The sequence below is a fragment of the Moraxella canis genome, from assembly GCF_034424565.1.
Classification (GTDB): Bacteria; Pseudomonadota; Gammaproteobacteria; order Pseudomonadales; family Moraxellaceae; genus Moraxella; species Moraxella canis.
This window is the reverse complement of sequence record NZ_CP139961.1, coordinates 1,240,117-1,259,119: the sequence shown is the minus strand read 5'-3', so window position 1 is coordinate 1,259,119 and position 19,003 is coordinate 1,240,117. Positions and strand designations below refer to the sequence as shown.

General features: G+C 45.6%; 18 protein-coding genes. 10 read left to right on the top strand and 8 right to left on the bottom strand.

Annotation, left to right across the window (positions count from 1 at the left end):
• Positions 1-219 precede the first annotated feature (219 nt).
• Both U0021_RS05635 and mutM read left to right on the top strand, forming a co-directional pair.
• Entirely contained in the window at positions 220-2,586 is a 2,367-nt protein-coding gene (locus U0021_RS05635) for a RelA/SpoT family protein (protein WP_327037424.1), read from the top strand.
• Positions 2,587-2,593: 7 nt separating this feature from the next.
• On the top strand, positions 2,594-3,499 hold the full coding sequence (gene mutM, locus U0021_RS05630; protein WP_114801075.1) for a bifunctional DNA-formamidopyrimidine glycosylase/DNA-(apurinic or apyrimidinic site) lyase: 906 nt from the start codon (positions 2,594-2,596) through the stop codon (positions 3,497-3,499).
• A 42-nt stretch (positions 3,500-3,541) separates the two neighbouring features.
• Here mutM and U0021_RS05625 read toward each other — a convergent pair whose 3' ends face one another.
• The 5 genes from U0021_RS05625 to pheS all read right to left on the bottom strand — a co-directional run bounded on the left by U0021_RS05625 (position 3,542) and on the right by pheS (position 9,242).
• Positions 3,542-4,504: a cell division protein ZipA C-terminal FtsZ-binding domain-containing protein gene (locus tag U0021_RS05625; protein ID WP_114801074.1), complete on the bottom strand. Its 963-nt coding sequence runs from the start codon at positions 4,502-4,504 to the stop codon at positions 3,542-3,544.
• A gap of 333 nt (positions 4,505-4,837) precedes the next feature.
• On the bottom strand, positions 4,838-5,098 hold the full coding sequence (locus U0021_RS05620; RefSeq protein ID WP_049238136.1) for a type B 50S ribosomal protein L31: 261 nt from the start codon (positions 5,096-5,098) through the stop codon (positions 4,838-4,840).
• 212 nt (positions 5,099-5,310) lie between these two features.
• Complete coding sequence (locus U0021_RS05615) at positions 5,311-5,607, bottom strand: integration host factor subunit alpha (RefSeq protein WP_049238135.1); 297 nt, start codon at positions 5,605-5,607, stop codon at positions 5,311-5,313.
• Positions 5,608-5,759: 152 nt separating this feature from the next.
• Positions 5,760-8,156, bottom strand: coding sequence for a phenylalanine--tRNA ligase subunit beta (pheT, locus tag U0021_RS05610; protein ID WP_114801073.1), 2,397 nt, complete (start codon positions 8,154-8,156; stop codon positions 5,760-5,762).
• Positions 8,157-8,210: 54 nt separating this feature from the next.
• Positions 8,211-9,242: a phenylalanine--tRNA ligase subunit alpha gene (pheS, locus tag U0021_RS05605; protein ID WP_114801072.1), complete on the bottom strand. Its 1,032-nt coding sequence runs from the start codon at positions 9,240-9,242 to the stop codon at positions 8,211-8,213.
• Between the two features lie 388 nt (positions 9,243-9,630).
• Between pheS and U0021_RS05600 the strand changes: the two genes are divergently transcribed.
• Positions 9,631-10,683: a porin gene (locus U0021_RS05600; protein WP_162816835.1), complete on the top strand. Its 1,053-nt coding sequence runs from the start codon at positions 9,631-9,633 to the stop codon at positions 10,681-10,683.
• A 162-nt stretch (positions 10,684-10,845) separates the two neighbouring features.
• On the opposite strand, the gene rplT is transcribed toward U0021_RS05600, so the two are convergent.
• Both rplT and rpmI read right to left on the bottom strand, forming a co-directional pair.
• Positions 10,846-11,202, bottom strand: coding sequence for a 50S ribosomal protein L20 (gene rplT / locus U0021_RS05595; RefSeq protein ID WP_114801070.1), 357 nt, complete (start codon positions 11,200-11,202; stop codon positions 10,846-10,848).
• A 30-nt stretch (positions 11,203-11,232) separates the two neighbouring features.
• Positions 11,233-11,427, bottom strand: coding sequence for a 50S ribosomal protein L35 (rpmI, locus tag U0021_RS05590; protein WP_049238129.1), 195 nt, complete (start codon positions 11,425-11,427; stop codon positions 11,233-11,235).
• A gap of 316 nt (positions 11,428-11,743) precedes the next feature.
• On the opposite strand from rpmI, the gene hisIE reads away from it, so the two are divergent.
• The 5 genes from hisIE to U0021_RS05565 are packed head-to-tail and all read left to right on the top strand — an operon-like array spanning position 11,744 to position 14,466.
• Complete coding sequence (hisIE, locus tag U0021_RS05585) at positions 11,744-12,532, top strand: bifunctional phosphoribosyl-AMP cyclohydrolase/phosphoribosyl-ATP diphosphatase HisIE (RefSeq protein WP_114801069.1); 789 nt, start codon at positions 11,744-11,746, stop codon at positions 12,530-12,532.
• A 54-nt stretch (positions 12,533-12,586) separates the two neighbouring features.
• The gene (tatA, locus tag U0021_RS05580; protein WP_114801068.1) at positions 12,587-12,808 is read left to right on the top strand and encodes a Sec-independent protein translocase subunit TatA; all 222 of its coding nucleotides are present in this window, start codon (positions 12,587-12,589) and stop codon (positions 12,806-12,808) included.
• A gap of 8 nt (positions 12,809-12,816) precedes the next feature.
• Complete coding sequence (gene tatB / locus U0021_RS05575; protein WP_114801067.1) at positions 12,817-13,365, top strand: Sec-independent protein translocase protein TatB; 549 nt, start codon at positions 12,817-12,819, stop codon at positions 13,363-13,365.
• Positions 13,362-14,123, top strand: coding sequence for a twin-arginine translocase subunit TatC (gene tatC, locus U0021_RS05570; RefSeq protein WP_078255847.1), 762 nt, complete (start codon positions 13,362-13,364; stop codon positions 14,121-14,123). The genes tatB and tatC overlap by 4 nt, the downstream gene beginning before the upstream one ends.
• Before the next feature lie 19 nt (positions 14,124-14,142).
• Positions 14,143-14,466 carry a DUF4298 domain-containing protein gene (locus tag U0021_RS05565; RefSeq protein WP_114801066.1) on the top strand — a complete coding sequence of 108 codons (324 nt, stop codon included), beginning with the start codon at positions 14,143-14,145 and terminating at the stop codon, positions 14,464-14,466.
• 64 nt (positions 14,467-14,530) lie between these two features.
• Here the strand turns inward: U0021_RS05565 and U0021_RS05560 are convergent, their stop codons facing one another.
• On the bottom strand, positions 14,531-16,231 hold the full coding sequence (locus U0021_RS05560) for an FMN-binding glutamate synthase family protein (protein ID WP_327037423.1): 1,701 nt from the start codon (positions 16,229-16,231) through the stop codon (positions 14,531-14,533).
• A 306-nt stretch (positions 16,232-16,537) separates the two neighbouring features.
• Here U0021_RS05560 and U0021_RS05555 point away from each other — a divergent pair, with 306 nt between their 5' ends.
• Entirely contained in the window at positions 16,538-17,269 is a 732-nt protein-coding gene (locus tag U0021_RS05555) for a UTRA domain-containing protein (protein WP_114801229.1), read from the top strand.
• Between the two features lie 210 nt (positions 17,270-17,479).
• Positions 17,480-19,000 carry a UvrD-helicase domain-containing protein gene (locus U0021_RS05550; protein WP_114801230.1) on the top strand — a complete coding sequence of 507 codons (1,521 nt, stop codon included), beginning with the start codon at positions 17,480-17,482 and terminating at the stop codon, positions 18,998-19,000.
• The last annotated feature ends 3 nt before the right edge of the window (positions 19,001-19,003 follow it).

Sequence of the window (19,003 nt, the reverse complement as noted above, 5' to 3'; positions counted from 1 at the left end):
TGATGTTGGCTGAGTGGATTCTTTTGACGGTTGAGATTTTAAGTCATTTTAAGGGCGTGATCGTCTTTTTTGGAATAACGATTTGTTTGAAAATTACGCTTTTGTTCTTTAAAATTTGATGACAAGGTGCGATAATAGCCTAATACATCAACGATTTATAAAAATACACACCCAGAAGTAATTGAAATTATTTGATTTTTAGATTTACAAGGATTTGCCGTGGTTCAGATACGTGACAGCCTGCCTTTATTGGGCGGTAACACTAGCAGCATGGACAGCGCAACTTTGGCAGCAAGTCTGGTTGCCAAGCAGCTGCATCCGGATTTCAAGGCGCAGCTTGCCAATCACAAGCTTATCAGCGCAGTTGATCACAGTAACGGCACCACCAATCCTTGTGATATCAATGTGTCAGATATCGATATTGAGGCTTGGATTTGTAATGTTGCCGCCCGCATTGGCAAAGAAGATCTGCCCATCTTGCGCCAAGCCTGCCAGTTTGTACAAATTCATGCTAACAAGCCCCATGTCACCCGATCAGGCGCCTATATCACTGGCATCGGCATGGCAGATATTTTGGCGTACCTATTCCAAGACGAAAATGCCTTGGCTGCTGCCATGCTCTATCGTGCGGCGCGCCGTGAGTTGGTCAGCATTCAGACGATTCAGGCAAATTTTGGGGAGGATATCGCCCATTTGGTGATGGATGCGCTTGCCATGGGTCGGTTGTCTGAAAGCATTGAAAGCAATCAAAGACTTGAAGATTATTTTGAATCCAATCAAAGAGAGCAGCTGTCTAATATCTATAGCATGCTCATCAGCACCACCAATGATGTGCGTGCGGTACTCATCAAGTTGGCTGAGCGCACCTTTGCGATGCGCGAACTGTCCTTTGCGCCCCCTGATCGCCAAAAACGGGTCGCAAGAGAGGTGATGACCATTTATGCGCCGCTTGCACATCGGCTCTCTATCGCTCAGCTCAAATGGGAGCTTGAGGACTTGGCATTTCGTTATCTTGCCCCTGATGAATACAAGAAAATCGCAAGCCTGCTTGCCGAAAAACGCAGCGAACGCGAAGCTTATATTCAGCTGGTCAAATCCAAGCTCAGCGAAGAGCTTGAGCGTGCGGGTATCCAAGGCGAAGTATCAGGGCGTGTCAAGCACATTTATTCTATTTGGCGCAAGATGAAGTCAAAGAATCTTTCTTTTGATCAGCTTTATGATATTCGTGCTTTGCGTGTGATGGTCAATACGAACGCTGAGTGCTACTATACGCTAGGGATTGTGCATGGTTTGTGGCGACATATTCCTGAGCAATTTGATGACTACATCACCAATCCTAAGCCCAATGGGTATAAATCACTGCATACAGCAGTCATCGCCGAGCAGCGCACGCTTGAGGTTCAGATTCGCACCTTTGATATGCACTTTGAGGCGGAGCTTGGCAAGGCATCGCATGTCAATTATAAAGAAGGTCTCAAAGCCAAAAAGGATGACTATCTCACCCAAAAAATCAGCTCGCTGCGTCAGCTTTTGGGCAATGAAAAAACAGACAACGAAGAAGATGTCGAGCTAGATATCGATAATGCCGAGCGGATTTATGTGTTTAGCCGTGATGGTGACATCACCGAGCTGCCAAAAGGCGCAACGGTGCTCGATTTTGCGTATTATGTGCATACTGAAGTGGGTAACCGTGCTCAAGGTGCGCGAGTCAATGGCCGCTATGTGCCACTGACTCATCAGCCAAAAACGGGCGATCAAATTGAAATCATCACCAAATCCAATCGTGAACCAAATCGCGATTGGTTGATGCCGTCGCTTGGGTATATCCATACCGCACGCGCCAAATCCAAGCTGCGCCAGTGGTTCAATAAACAAGATCGCGATAAAAACATCGAGACAGGCAAGGCGTTATTGCTCAAAGAATTTGATCGTTTATCAATTTCACCCAATCAAGTCAGCCTGTCAGAATACTTCGCTGATCTGAATGTCAAAACTGAAGACGATCTGTATGTGGCACTGGTCATTGGCGATATTACCGTCACTCAAATCAGCAATTTGGTCGCCCAAAAGCTCAATTTGACCGCCCCAGTACCTGATGAAGCCGAAATTGAAATCAAAAACCCAATTCGTCCCAATAAATATAAGATTGAGCTTGAAGGCTTTGATAATGTTGAGATGCATCTGGCAAGGTGCTGTAACCCTGTGCATGGCGAGCCGATTGCAGGATTCATCACCTTATCAAGCGGCGTCAGCATTCACAATGAAGGCTGCCCTGAGTATCTACGCCTGATTGAGCGTGAGCCGGATCGCTCCGTGGTCGCACGCTGGCAAGAAAGCTTTGGTCGCTATCAGCCTGTGGTCATCCATGTCGAAGCCCAAAATACCAACGGGCTGCTGCGTGATTTGGTGCATGTGATTGATCGTGAGAAGGTAAACATTCACCGTGCCGAAACTCTCTTTAACGATGGTGCGATCAGCCATATGAAGTTTTATGTTGAAGTGGCGGGCATTGCACATTTATCGCGCTTACTCAATAAAATTGAGCAGCAGCCAGGCGTGCTCCATGCTCGCCGCGCAACCGCTTAGGAGCATCATGCCAGAGTTACCCGAAGTTGAGACGACAAAATTAAGTTTAGAGCCATTGATTGGTCAAACTGTCACGCGCGTTCAGGTGAGACATCCGCGCCTGCGCTATGACATTGCCAAAGATTTGGACAGTTTGGTCGGCTTTGTATTAACGAAAATACACAGGCGCGCCAAATATCTGCTGTTAGAGTTTTATCACGCCCATGACAATCGCCAAAAAACTTTGCTGATTCATCTGGGTATGTCAGGCAGCTTACAGCAGCACATCGATGAGCCACCTCGTAAGCACGATCATGTCTTGATTGATTTTGCTGATTCTCATGGTCAAATCATGACCTTACATTATCACGATCCCAGACGCTTTGGGATGATTCTTTGGGTGGTTAATGATGATTATATCGATCAGCCAGATACCCAAGCGCGATTTTTGGCGCACTTAGGACCTGAGCCTTTGAGCGATGATTTTGATGCCGACTATTTGATTGGGCACATCATGCGACCCAAATCCCATAAAAAGCCCTTAAATAAGCCCATCAAATCCCTGATTATGGATCAGTCAGTTGTGGTTGGCGTGGGGAATATCTATGCAGCTGAAAGTTTATTTTTATCAGGCATACATCCGCTCACGCCTGCTTATTTGGTTGATGAAGATAAGCTTACGCTGCTGACCCATCACATCAAACAAATATTGGCGCGCGCCATCACCCAAGGGGGCTCAACCCTTCGGGATTTTACTGTTGGCGGTGGTAAGACTGGCTATTTTCAGCAGACTTTACTGGTCTATGGCAGGCAGGGAGAATCATGTACCACTTGTAATAGCCCCCTTGAAAATGTCAAGATCGGCGGTCGGGCAAGCGTCTATTGTCCAAACTGCCAACCTTATCACACTCACCCAAACCGTGATCAAAATTAAGTTTTAAAAAGTAGCCCGTATTGGGCTATTTTGGATAAGTCATCAATTGGCGTTATACTCTGCGACCACCGAACGAAGCTTGGCAAAATAAGTATCATCAAACAAATTGCCCTGTTCATCAAGCATATCTGCTGACAGATCCTGAGCAATCATGTGCGCTACCGAAACCATGCTGTCAAATCCGCGCAGTGCATGCGGATGCGGTAGTGCCAAAAATACTGTCAATCCCATAAAATGCGATTCTGGCAAGCTGTTGAGATCAAAAGCACAAACACCTTCATGCCCAACACCCATCATGCTAAACCACAAGTCACCTGTCCCGTCTTCATTTTCGTAGCGATGAAACAGATTCATCACCCCATATTTCATGCCATAGGTGCGCACAATATCAAGCACCGTACGACCTGGTAAGCCAGCAAACGAGTTACGCGGCATGATGGTAATGCTCACCGTTTCTGTTGCATGAAGCAAAGGGTCGTTATTTTGATCAAAAGCTCGGCGTTCGTCCAAATGTTCATCAAGTACAGCTGAGTGCTTATCAAATGTCATATCAATCACATGCTCAGCATCTTGACTTTCATCACCATGATCTTGCCAGTCTTCATCGTGCGACGGATTATCACTTGGATTATTGATGTTTGCGCTGTTTTGATCTTGTGTATAGTCATTCTGCGCCTGCGCATCAGCCTGATCCTGCTTATCATCTTCTGTCACAGGCTGATATGCAGCTTTTGCTTGCGGTGTTTGTGTCATCACAGGTGCAGCCGCCACGGCAGCAGCCATGCTAGATAACGCATCTTCCTCTGCGCCTGCATCTAGATGCTCCACCTTGGGCGGTATCACCCTTTCATCTCTTGGAATAATTGGCAGTCCATATTTGGTTTTGACACCCAAATCTTCAGATTCTAGCGCCAAATTGTTGCGGCGCAAACTGCGCATCACAAAAAATACGCCAAGAATCACCACGATCAGCGCCAAAATTAACCAAAGACCACTCCACTGCATAGCTACCCCAAATCATTCCCAGCCATCTCATTCCACTTGATGGGCAAAAATTGTACAAAAATCGAAAAACCATTCAAAAACTACAGAAAAACATCCCTAAAGTTGACACAAAACAAGCGCAATCTGGGTATTTTATGTTAGTTTAGCAGACTTACACTATTTCGTCATCCTTTGCGTGAATAATCCTAGAAATTTGTTACAATTTAACGCTTAGGCACCTGCGTATATTTTCATAAACATAGACTATCTACCCAGCCTCATCTCAATTCGCCTTAGTTTAGACATAAAAAAATCGCCCAATAAGAGCGATTTTTAGCAATAGCTGACAAAGGCTTATTTTTTGCCACGGCTTGCAAATGCGCCGAAACGCTTGTTGAAGCTTGCCACGCGACCTTCGTTAGCTGTTTTACGTTGCTCACCTGTGTAGAATGGGTGAGAAGCACTAGAGATATCTAGTGGGAAATATGGGTATTCTTGACCTTCGTATTCACGAGTTGTTTTGGTTGCAACAGTTGAGCGAGTCAAAAAGTACACATCAGCATTGGTATCGTGGAACAATACTTCGCGGTAATCTGGGTGAATGTCTTTACGCATGATAACTCTCTATCCAATAAACCTAAGCACTAACAAGCATCGCTGATCACGCTCACACGATGGAACATAGCCACGCCATCACCAACCAACTTTGGCATCGCGCACCATGCTGTTCTATGTTATTAGCCAACTTAAGTGGGAAAATAAAGCAGGTATTCTAACAAAAAGCGATTAGGCTTTCAAGTCAGATCGATGAAAAATATCCAAGCGACTCAGCCTTCATTTTGGCTATCTATCCAACCACGCAGCTTCTGACCGGCTTTAAAGGTGACAACTCGGCGCGCCTCAACAGGAATGCTTTCGCCAGTTTTTGGGTTGCGACCAGGACGGGATTTTTTATCTTTTAACTCAAAATTGCCAAAACCTGACAATTTGACCTCATGTCCTTGGGCAAGACTCTGACTGATTTCCTCAAAAAAGCCATCGACCAATTTCCTTGCCTGCTGGCGCGTCAATCGCAGTCGAATGGTCAATTCATCAACCATATCCGCCTTTGTCAGTGCACTCATGATTTATCCTTATTTATCAATCAGCTACCGAAAATACTTTATCATTTTATAGCAGATTTATTATTTTACACTTGATGATATACTTAATGCAAATTAATTTGTGTTAAAACTCAAAAACCGCCATAAGTCGTCATTATGGCGGTTTTTTTAGGTTAGTCGCGCAAATGGGCAGCGTGTTTATCTGCCAAATTTTGGATCACCTTATCAACTGCCGCTTTGATTTGCTCGTCTTCAAGTGTGGCATTTTGATCCTGAAAAACCATCGCAAAAGCAAGCGATTTTTTGCCTTCGGGCAGTTTGTCGCCGACATAGACATCAAACAGCCAAACATCTTGCAAATATTTGCCCGCTGCTTTATGAATGTCTTTTTCAAGCGTTTGCCAAGCCACATCTTGATCCACCAACACCGCCAAATCTCGGCGAACCGATGGGAATTTGCTAGGCGCTGTGATGGCGTTAGATCGACGGCTGAGCGCAATTAGCTTATCCAAATCCATTTGAGCAGCCCACACCGTTGGCAAGTCCAAAGCCTTACAGATGCTAGGGTGCAGCTGACCAAACCATCCCAAATCTTCGCCGTCAATCATCAGATGGGCGCTTTGACCTGGGTGCAAGAAAGTCAAAGCGGTACGCTCATAGGTCACTTTAGTTTTATCCAAAGTGCTTGGTAGCAGGCTTTCAATGTCGCGCTTTAGATCATAAAAATCCATCGGGCGCGCGCCATGACTTTGTTCAGCGGTCAGATCGCCTGTCGCAACAATAGCAAGGCTTGGTGTCTGAACCAAATGCTCAACATCACCACCAACGAAACTTAAGCCAGTTTCAAACAGACGGACACGCGACTGCTGACGGTTAAGGTTATGGCTGACAATCGGCAAAAGACTAGACATCAAAGTGCGGCGCATCACCGCAAGCTCACTTGAGATCGGGTTGGCAAGTGGTAGTACCGCGCCAAGACTTTCGTCATCAAAAAGCGCCTCGATTTTGGCATCACTAAAGCTAAAGCTCACCGCCTCATAGTAGCCTGCATTTGCCAAGGACAGCTTGACCAGATGAATCAAATCCGCCGTATCATCATAGCGCATATCCACAGAAAGCTCTGGCAAGGCAGCAGAAATATTGGCATAGCCGTACATTCGAGCAATCTCTTCAACGATATCTTGATAAATCGTCAAATCAAATCGGTGGCTAGGCACCTGACACACCAAACTGTCTTCTTCCACCGTGGTGGCAATCTCAAGACGATTAAGCATCTCTGCCATCTGCTCGGGTGCGATGCTTACACCCAAAAGCTTTGAAACCTTATCCACAGGGACAGTGATCTTGTGTCTGACAGGCAGCGCGTCTGGATGTTCGACAGTGGTAAGTTGACTGACCTTGCCGCCTGCGACCGAAACAATCAAGCTTACGGCGCGATCCATGGCAAGCTTTGGTAGCTCAAAATCTACGCCACGCTCAAATCGCTGAGAAGCGTCTGTATGCAGACCAAAACGACGCGCGCGTCCTGCGATGGTGAGCTGATCAAAATGCGCGCTTTCTAGTACGATGCTGGTTGTCTCATCGCTCACCGCTGAGCGCGCCCCGCCCATGATGCCTGCCAATGCCAACACACCAGCATCATCTGCGATCACCAACTCATCCCCGCTGAGGGTGATGACTTGTTCGTTTAATAATTCAACCGTCTCGCCAGAGTGTGCCAAACGCACGATGATATCGCCTTGAATTTTATCAGCGTCGAACGCATGTAGCGGCTGACCCAGCTCAAGTAATACAAAGTTGGTCACATCCACCAAGAAATTATGACTACGCACCCCAGATGCCACTAACGCATCGGTCATCCACTGAGGCGTCGGCTGGCTGCGGTCAATGTCATCAATGCGCTGCGCCAAATACCTAGGGCAAGCATGAGTATCCAAAACGCGTACGCTCGGAGCGGTATCAGTGACCGCATCGGCAGCTCGGATGGCGGGACGATCTAGCGGCATCTGATTGATGGCAGCGATCTCACGCGCCAAACCCAATACGCTTAAGCAGTCACCGCGGTTAGGTGTAATGGCGATCTCAAAAATCTTAGCATCTAAGTTCAAATAATCACGCACATCCACACCGATCGGCGCGTCATCGTCAAGCTCTAGTAAGCCATCGATTTTATCTTCAAGTCCCAGCTCCGAAGCGCCGCACAGCATGCCTTGTGATTCAACACCACGCAGCTTGCCTTTTTTGATTTTAAAGCCCTTATCATCCTCACTAGGTAGCACCGCACCGACGGTCGCTACGGCAACTTTGAGCCCAACACGCACATTGGGCGCGCCGCAGACGATTTGCAGCTGCTCGCCACTGCCGATATCAACCTTCGTCACACGTAAGCGATCGGCATCTGGATGCTGCTCACACTCAGTCACCACGCCTGTCACCACACCACTAAATGGCGGCGCGACGGTCTCAACACCATCTAGCTCAAGCCCTGCCATGGTCAGCTGCTCGCCAAGTGTCTCACTATCGACGCTTGGATTTGCCCACTGTCTTAGCCAATTTTCACTGATTTTCATTTGCTATCTCTGTACTAAATTCATCAAAATTAAATAATAATACGTTAAATAATATTAACTAAATTGCTTTAAAAAACGCAAATCATTCTGGAAAAATAGGCGTAAATCATCAATACCGTAATACAGCATGGCAAAGCGTTCGACACCCATACCAAAAGCAAAACCAGTGTATTCATCAGGATTAATGCCGCAGTTTTTGAGCACCTGTGGATGCACCATGCCGCAGCCTAATACCTCTAGCCATTTACCGCTGTCAGACAAAATATCCACCTCAGCAGACGGCTCAGTGAATGGGAAAAACGACGGACGAAAGCGAACCGTCATTTTCTTACCAAAAAAAGCATCCAAAAATTCATGGATTAGCCCTTTGAGCTCTGCAAAATTGCTTGATTTTGAGATCATCAAACCTTCCATTTGATGAAACATCGGCGAATGCGTTTGATCTGAGTCGCAGCGATACACACGACCTGGGCAAATGATGCGAATCGGTGGCTCGGTCTTCTCCATCGTGCGAATTTGCACACTTGAAGTATGCGTACGCAGCAAATAATGTGCATCAAAATAAAAGGTATCATGCATCGCACGCGCAGGATGATGGCTTGGAATGTTGAGCGCTTCAAAATTATAATAATCACTCTCAACCTCTGGACCTGTCGCGACGCTAAAGCCAGCTTGAACAAAAAACTGCTTCATACGCTCAGTGGTTTGGGTAATCGGATGCAAGCCCCCTGGCAAAACACCGCGCACAGGTAGACTGATGTCAATTTGCTCGCTGGCAAGCTTGGCATTGAGTGCAGCTGCAGCAAGCTGTTGCGCCTTGGCATCTAAGGCTTGATTGATACGCGTGCGCAGTTCATGTAGATACGCGCCATATTGTTTTTTGGCGTCAGCATCAAGCGCGCCCATCTGCTTTGAAAGCGCAGTCAAGGCTGATTTTTTGCCGCTTAAGCTAACGCGCAATTCTTGAAGTGTACGTTCATCGGCTGCCGTCTCAATCACTGCAATCGCACTGTCTGCAAATGCCAAAAAATCCTGTTCGCCAAGCGTTGCCAAAGGCTGATCTAAAGTGGGTATGGTGGTCGTCATAAAAAGCGCAACTTTCTTTAATTTGCTAAGAATATAAGGGACTCATTGTAAATAATTCACCCAAAAATGTAAACAAGCGATTCAGATTATTCACACCACTGCCCCAAATATTTTGCGATCTTCATTGTTTATCGCTATCAAGCTCATGGCTATTTTTAAATAAAAATCTGATAAATATACCCAAAAATACATGACAATTTGATGACTTTCTTGCCAATAACTATAAAATTTTTGAAAAAATGTTGTCAAATGTTAATAAATTGTGTATATTTACTTTCCGCTTATGACATGTATTACATAACTGCATAATGATATAGCGTATTCATCATACTACCGTTCGGCAGGCATGATGTTTCTATGGAATCACAACCAAAAGGAAGAAGTCTTTATGAAGAAGTCATTTTTAGCGACCGCTGTGAAAGCTGCAACTTTACTCACCCTAACAGCGCTATCCTCAACCGCATTTGCCGATCCTAAAATTTATGGTCAAATTCGTCTGAATACAGAACTGGTTGACACTGAAACCAAAGAAAATGGTGTCGTTACTGAAAAGAGCGATCGCCCAACCATGAATAGTCGTAACTCTCGTATTGGGTTTACAGGCACAGAAAAAATCAGTGATAAAGTTGAACTTGAATACAAGCTTGAATACAAGATTGATATTGCTGAGAGCACCGATAGCAACTTCTCTGCCCGTCATGGTTATTTAGCACTCAAACATGAAGATTATGGTCGCTTATTGGCAGGGCGCACCATCACAAATGATGATAACATCATCACAGGCAATGCATGGCTATGGGGCACAGGTATTGGTCCATTTTCTGGTCATGAAACCGCTTGGGCAAGCAATGGCTTCCTTTATACCACCCCAAAATTCAACAACGGTACAACTACCGCCTTTATACAATATGGCATGGATGAGGGCAAAGCGGAAATTAAAGATGGTAAATTGGTGGACAATAAAGGTTCACGCACTTTTACAACTTTTAAAAACGGCGAGCTAACAGATATCAGTCGTGATTTTGTTATAATTGGTGCTCAGTATGATGGCGACAAAACAACAGGTGGTGTCGCCTATACTCGTGCAGGCGACGACCTAAATGCGCTACTTGTTGCAGCAGACTACCAGATTAACGACCAGTGGTCTGTCAATGGTACCGCTCAATACACCGACTTCAATAGCAATGACAATGAGTTGGCACTGTTTGGCGGCGTCGCCTACAAAGTAAAAGACCCTGTGCTTGCCTGGGTGGAGGCGTCTTATACCGATAACTACAAAGGTTATGGCAATGGCGAGGCAGTCGGTGTCAATGTGGGTGCATCCTACGACTTTAGCAAAACTTTCAAGGCTTTTGCGAATGTCGGTTTCCTAAAAGAGGAATTCAATGACACCGAAATCGATTCCAAAGGTATCGAGTTAGGAGCGGTATATCGTTTCTAACCCCGCCCCTCCTAAGGCAAATAAAATAACCTGCTCATTAAGCAGGTTATTTTATTTAAAGCAGCGAAGCAAAGTCAATTTATAAATATGATAACCAATAAAAAACCGTAATACACAGTGCGTATTACGGTTTTGGTTTAGTCATTAAACTGACTCATCAGCTTATACCAAAGCAGCCTTTGCTTTTTCTGCGATTGCAGTGAAAGCAGCTGCATCATGCATTGCGATGTCAGCTAAGATACGGCGGTCGATTTCAATGTTTGCCTTTTTAAGGCCATTGATCAGACGGCTGTAGCTTAGACCATTTAGACGAGCACCAGCATTGATACGAGCAATCCACAGACGGCGGAAAGAGCGCTTTTTGTTACGGCGGTCACGATAAGCATATTGACCAGCTTTCATAACAGCCTGTACTGCAACACGATACACACGAGAGCGTGCACCATAGTAGCCTTTTGCACGAGCTAGAACTTTTTTATGACGGCGATTTGCTTGTACACCACGTTTTACACGAGCCATGTTATTCTCCTAAAATATCCGAAAAGTTGATTAGATGTATGGGCACATACGACGGATTGCAGCCACGTCTGATGCATGAACCATAACGCAACCACGCAATTGACGGATACGCTTTGGAGATTTTTTGGTCAAAATGTGACGCTTGAATGCTTGCTTACGCTTGAAGCCATTGGCAGTTTTTTTGAAACGCTTCGCGGCACCACGTTTGGTTTTAAGTTTCATAATAACCTCTTAAATTAAAGTTGGTATCCCAACAATGAACCTTTTTGCCTAATGCCATACGGGCACTGACGGAAGGTGGGACGCAAATTATAGCAGATTAAACTTACCAAAACAAGCACCCTTTGCCTTTACTTAGCTCTTAGCAAGCGTTACAATAGCACTATCATCTCAATGTACGAATCGAAGTGTCCATAAAATACTGATTTTATTGTGCCTAAGCTCATTCGTCATTAGATTGACACATTTTTGGCGTAAGATTTGTCATAATTTTGATGACCAATTTTAATGCCGTCATACTTAAACCTTGGCATAAACTGATATGAACTGGCTTGAAACCCTAAAATTCAATGATGACGGACTCATTCCTGCCATCGCACAAGACCGAGAAACAGGGCGCGTGATGATGGTGGCTTGGCAAAATAAAGAAGCGCTCAAGCTCACTTATGAGACCAAAGAAGCGGTGTACTTTTCGCGTTCGCGCGGCAAGCTTTGGCATAAAGGTGAAACTTCAGGTCATACGCAGATTGTTCATGGCATTTTTACCGATTGTGACAGTGATGTGATCATTTTGTCCATCACTCAAATCGGCGGTATCGCTTGTCACACAGGGCGCGAGTCGTGTTTTTTTAAACAGCTTGATGATCAAGGTGAATGGCAAATCATCAGTGATGTCATCAAAGATCCCAGTCAAATTTATGGGGAAAATCAGCCGACAGCCGCTGATGATGACAGTAAAGCTGTGACACATCAGTCGTCATCTGATGTTCTGGCAAGTCTTGATGCGATATTAGATGAGCGTAAATCCGCCGATAAAGACAGCTCGTATGTGGCAAGCTTATATCACAAAGGATTAAATAAAATCCTAGAAAAAGTGGGCGAAGAAGCAGTTGAGAGTATCATCGCCGCCAAAGAACTTGAGCGTGCCAAAAACGCTGATGAAAACTGCGATGAGATGGCACATGACTTGGTCTATGAAGTGGCAGATACTTGGTTCCATCAAATGGTGGCATTATCAGCATTGGGGCTGTCTGCTCAAGATGTCATCAATGAGCTGGCGCGCCGCTTTGGCGTTTCAGGCATTGACGAAAAAAATAGCCGTACAAAATAGCGCTTAATATTTAAGCTTGGCTTACTAATTTTAACGACGATTAAGGGGTAGTTTATGGGTTCACTTTCTATCACACATTGGCTGATTTTGCTTGTGGTGGTGGTCATTGTCTTTGGCACCAGCAAATTAAAAAATGCTGGTAAAGATTTGGGCGGTGCGGTTAAGGGCTTTAAAGATGCCGTCAAAGAAGAAGACAAGCCAAAAATTGCTAATAATGATGAAAAAGTCATTATTGCCGAAGAAGTCAAAGTCGAAAAAACCAAAGATAATAGCTAAGTTTTACTATGATTGGAAGCCTTGGGTTTTTTGAGCTGACCTTATTTGGTATCATTGCCTTGATTGTTTTGGGTCCTGAAAAACTGCCTGTCGCTGCACGCACGCTTGGGCGATGGTATGGCAATTTTCGCCGTGCCAGTCAAAGACTACAAAGCGAGATCACCAACGAGCTGCAACTGCTAGAGACCCAAGAACTCCTCAAAAAAGAGCTTGATGAGATTCGCCAGTCTGAAGCACGTATGAAGGCTCAGATGGATGCTTTACAGCAGTCGCTCAATCGCACCGAAGCGACTTTGCAAACCTCCAAACGACAAACTATGGACGCTTGGCAGAGCGATTCACCAACACACGATGCCTCGCATCAGCACAATCTGGCATCATCTGACGACAAAAATCGTCAAGAAGCCCATGCCATTGCCACAGCGATCACGCTGCCGATGACCAACCGCTGGTTTTTGTTGAGCGACTATGATCGACGTCGTCGCCTACCACCTGCGCCTCATCTGCCCAATTACGCTGCCGATCCTCTATTGAATCAACCTAACCAAACCTTATGAATCAAGCTGACTTACCCACAGATGACACGCCGCTGATGTCACATTTTATCGAACTGCGTGGGCGATTTATCCGCATATTTTTGGCAGTTTTGGTTGTTTTTTTGGCATTGGTTGGTTTTAGCCGCGAGCTTTATGATTTTATCTCAGATCCTTTGGTGGCTCTTCTACCCAGTGAGGCAAGCTTAATTGCGACTGATGTTGCCTCTGGATTTCTTGCACCGATTCGATTGACGTTTTTTATTGCGCTGTTTGTGACCGTTCCGTTTATCTTAGCTCAGCTTTGGGGCTTTATCTCACCGGGGCTTTATAAACATGAAAAGCGCGCCGCCTTACCCTTATTATTTTCGTCCATCGCTTTGTTTTATATTGGTGTGGCTTTTGCGTATTTTGTTGTGCTTGTGCCTGCGCTTAAGTTTTTTATCATGTTTGCCCCTGATAATGTCCTACCGATGACCGATATTGACAGCTATCTTAGCTTTGTGATGAAGCTGTTTTTGGTTTTTGGTATCATGTTTGAGATTCCGGTCGTGACGCTGATTTTGGTGCTGATGCGCCTTGTCACTGTGACAAGCCTTGCAGATAAGCGCCGCTATATCATCGTGGGCTGCTTTGCGGTGGCTGCTGTGGTAACGCCGCCTGATGGCGCTAGTATGCTCATGCTTGCCATTCCGATGTGTTTGTTATTTGAATTGGGATTGATGATGGCAAGAATGCTAGTAAAAGACAACCCAGACAACACCGCTATAACTCATTCTTAATCGCCTAAAAGAGTCTACCATGTCAGACATTCAACATCTACAAGAAAAACTTGACCACATCCAATCGCTGTATCGCCAATGGCTGGCTGCCAAAGAAGTACTCGAACGCTCAAGAAACGAGCTACAGCAAGCCCTTAAAATCATGGGTGAGCTTGAAGCTGCCTATTATAGCCCAGAGTACTCCGACCTACTTCACGCTGATGCCCAAGGCTTGCTTGACACAAAAACGCCTGGCGAGTACAGCGTCATGAGTGAAGATACCATTTTTGATGAGCTGATTGATAAAGATCAAGCCCTGTGGGCGACGCTCAGACTGTGCATTGATCATTTAGATCGCCAATAATTTTCAAAAAATAAAGCCAAGGAAATTCCTTGGCTTTATGACTGGTTCCACGTGAAACCTGTTATCATTGGCAATTTTCTGCCAAACGATTACGCTCATTGACCGCATCCACAATTTCATCTGCGATCGTCATCGCCTGAAAACTATTTGGGTCGGCAAGCTTCCACATGTCATCCAAAATGCGTCTCCCGCAGTTTCCCGTCAGCAGCGAGCCTGATTCAATGAATTGGTAATGCTCTGATAAAAGCTTGATCCATCCGTCGGGCTGACGGCGCACAATGTGATGTGGCTTGAGCTCTGATGGATGCCAAAGCCCTGCAGAGCCGACGATTTCGGCGAGCGCCTTGAGTGTGTTTTGATGGAAATTTGCCACGCGTCGTGATTTATCAGGAACATCAATGGCTTTTTGGCGGACGGGGTCTTGGGTCGCCACGCCAGTTGGGCATTTGTTGGTATGGCATGAACGCGACTGAATACAGCCAACCGCAAACATAAAGCCGCGCGCTGAATTACACCAATCAGCGCCTAAGCTCATCATTCTTGCGATGTCGAATCCTGAAATTACTTTACCGCTCACACCGACTTTGATCTTGTCACGAATACCTGCACCAACCAGCGTATTTTGAACAAAAATCAAAGCGTCCACCAAAGGCATGCCAACTGAGTCCATGAACTCAACAGGTGCTGCACCTGTGCCGCCTTCCGCCCCATCGACGACGATAAAATCTGGGTAGTTGTCTTCTTTGATCATCGCTTTGACAATTGCCATAAACTCCCAAGGCATGCCGATACACAGCTTAAACCCCACAGGCTTACCGCCAGACAGCTCACGCACACGCTGCCAAAAATGCACAAGTTCAGTGGGCGTGCTAAATTCTGGATGAGTTGGCGGTGAAATGCAGTCAATCCCCATCGGAATGTCACGCGTCAAAGCAATTTCTTGGGTAATCTTTGAGGCAGGTAATACGCCGCCTTTACCAGGCTTGGCGCCTTGTGACAGTTTAATTTCAATCATTTTGACTTGGGGCAATGTCGCTCTTTGGCGAAAAGTCTCAGGATTAAAGCGTCCATTGTCATCACGGCAGCCAAAATAAGCTGTACCCAATTGCCAAATCAGATCGCCGCCATGCTTTTGGTGATAAGGGCTAATACTCCCCTCGCCTGTATCATGCGCAAAACCGCCTTCTTTGGCACCTTTATTGAGCGACTCAATCGCCGCCGCTGACAGCGCGCCAAAACTCATCGCCGAGATATTAAACACCGATAAGTCATAAGGCTGCTCACAGCGATCACCGCCCACGCGCACACGAAAATCATGATCGCTGATCTTGTGGCTTCTGCCTGAATGCAAAAACCAATCCGTACCAGGCTTGGTCAAATCATTCAAACTACCAAACGCAGTCGTGCTATCGACATCTTTGGCGCGCTGATACACAATCGAGCGCTGCATCCGCGAAAATGGCACTTCTTCACGATCACCTTCGATGAAATATTGACGCACTTCTGGACGAAAATTTTCAAACAAAAAGCGAATGTGTCCACTGATGGGATAATTACGCAAAATCGCATGACGCTTTTGGTTGATATTATAAATACCAAGACAAGTCAAGCAGGTGGCGATAAAAAGCAGCCACCAAATTTTAAATAAAATCGAAACAGGAATCAGCGCCACACAGACCCAAAGGAGCGCAAAGCGTGGCAAGACCAAAAATAGATAATTGGCTGAATCTTGAGAAGGTTTTGAGGGTGTCTTTGATGATGTCATGAGGCAATCAGGTTATTTGTGATATAAAACGAGGTACAGATTAAATACATATACTCTGTCAGTCGCTGATATTTGGCTATTATAACATAGCTAATTTATCATAATCATTTGCCAATAGTAATAAAGTCATCAAAGATTTTGATAAATCTTAATCCAAACAATCCAACGTTTTAGCACGCGATTTTAAATTATGATAAAAATCAGCATTTAGCCGCTTTCTTTTTAGTCAAATATTGGCTACAATGACAAGAATTTCAGTGATTTATCATCACGCATCACTCACCTCATTTGGTTCATTAGCCGATTATGTCAAACAAAACCCCTGCTTATTTGCGCATCAAAAATGCCATTTTGGACAATATTCATGCTGGCACTTGGGCTTCTGGTACTGCCATTCCTGCTGAGATTACGCTTGCTGAAGATTTTGGCGTATCACGCATGACAGTCAATCGCGCGGTCAAAGAACTTGAAGCTGAGCGTGTGTTGGAGCGTCGTCAAGGTTCGGGCACCTATGTGGCTCAGCAAAAGTACAATAATGCCCATATTGAAATTCGCAATATCGCCAAAGATATCAATGAGCGATTTAATCGCTATCGCGCTCAAGTAATCGCACAAAAGACGCTTGATTTTGAGGCATTGAATCAACCTGAAAATCATTGGCTGAATGCGCTGTTTTTTCACAGTCAGCCTGCTCACACTGACAAACTCTATCAGGTGTGTATCGTGCATTATGGCGACGACCTGCCCATTCAGTATGAAGATCGCTGGGTGAATGCTGCCATCATTCCTGAATTTATCAATCAAGATTTTAGCAGTATTAATACCAGTGATTATTTGATTGACCATGTGCCACTTGAGTATGGCGATTATCAAATCCAAGCCAAGCTTGCACCCATCAATGTCTGTGAAGCGCTGCAAATGCAAGCGCATGAGCCAGCACTCTTACATGCTCGGCACACCAAATCCCAAGGGCAGCCTGTCACTTTTGTGAATATGTGGCACCCTGGTAGCCGTTTTTCATTTGGCGGTCGGTTATAATTCATCAAATACCCAACCACTGCTGAGATGACGCCGATCATCTCAGCAGTTTTTATTAGTCTTAAAATTCGTAAGCCGTTTAGCTTAAATATGCACCGACGCCTAATGGCTTAGATCAATCCTAAACTGCAGTTTGACTTAGGCAGATGAAATCTGCTCAGCGATCATAAGCTATGGTATAATAAGCTTTTGTCAATCTTTTGCCCCATGATGCACAGCGATTACCAAAGCCCTGCGATATACGGGGCAACTCAAGCCCACGACCGTCCAACGCCCACCGAAGAGCAGTTGGCAGCACTTGATATGGCAAAAACAGGGCAATCTTTCAAAATCGTTGCTTATGCTGGTGCAGGTAAAACGACGACGCTGAAGCTCATCAGCGAAAATCTGCGTGGTCGGGGGCTGTATTTGGCATTTAATAAAGCCATCGCTACCGAAGCACAGCAAAAATTTCCGCCCAATGTGCGCTGCCAAACGTTTCACTCTTTGGCATTTCGTCATGTCAGCCGCGATGTGACTGCCAAAATCAGCTTGCCCAGACTGACGCCATCACGCTTGGCAAGCGAGCTTGGGCTCGGTGCCATCAGCACTGAGCGCCTCGTGGATGGCATCAAAAAACCTGTTACGCTCACGCCTGCCAAGCTTGCTAATATCATCAGTGAAGCCATCACCACTTTTTGTAAGACCTCTTCTGCCTATCCTGCACCGCGTCACATCACTGCGCCGAGTTGGATGAGCGAATCTGATGCCGAAGCGCTTCAGATGACTTTATATCCTGCTTTTGAGCAGCGGTGGCTTCAGTCGATCGATCCACGCCATCAAGCGGGTATCAGTCATGATATTTATTTAAAATTATGGACGCTGTCAAACCCGATCATTCCCGCTGATTTTATTTTATTTGATGAAGCCCAAGATGCTGACCCTTTGATGATGGGGGCGTTGATTCGCCAAGATAAGCAAACCATCTATGTTGGTGATGCTCATCAGCAGATCTATGAATGGCGCGGTGCGCTCAATGCCATGAAGCGCCTGCCCTATCCACAGACGCTCTTGACGCAGTCGTTTCGTTTTGGTGAGCCGATCGCCGAGATAGCCAATGTGTTTTTAAAGGCGCTTAACGAAGATATCCCGCTTAAAGGCAATCCCAATCAGCGCTCGGTATTAGCCAAAAGTCTCGTACATGGCGCCAAAGATGCCATCTTATGTCGCACCAATGCCACTGCGATGAGTCATTTGCTTGACGGTTTAAAGCTTGGGCATAAAGTTGCGCTGCAAGCAGACAGCCATCGGATTTTAAGATTTTGTCAAGGTGCTGAAAGCCTTAGAAATGGCAAATCGGCATACGGCATCCCTGAGCTTGCTTATTTTAATCACTGGGCAGAAGTTCAAGAATTCAGCGAAACTGGCGAAGGCGGCGATCTTAAGACTTGGGTAAGGCTCATCGAAGAGCATGGCACCGCCACCATCACCAAAGCCATCAATAGCCTAACCACACCAAGCCATGCCGACTATGTCGTCTCAACTGCGCACAAATCCAAAGGGCTTGAGTGGAATCGTGTGCAGATTAGCGATGATTTTTTGTACGACATCAACCCCATGGCGGTCAAAATTACGCCTGAAGAGCTGCGCCTATTATATGTGGCTTGTACGCGTGGCAAAAATCTTTTGGACATTCACCATATCACCGACCTGATACACAGCTTGCAGCACAAAAAGCTGATTATTGGATAACAC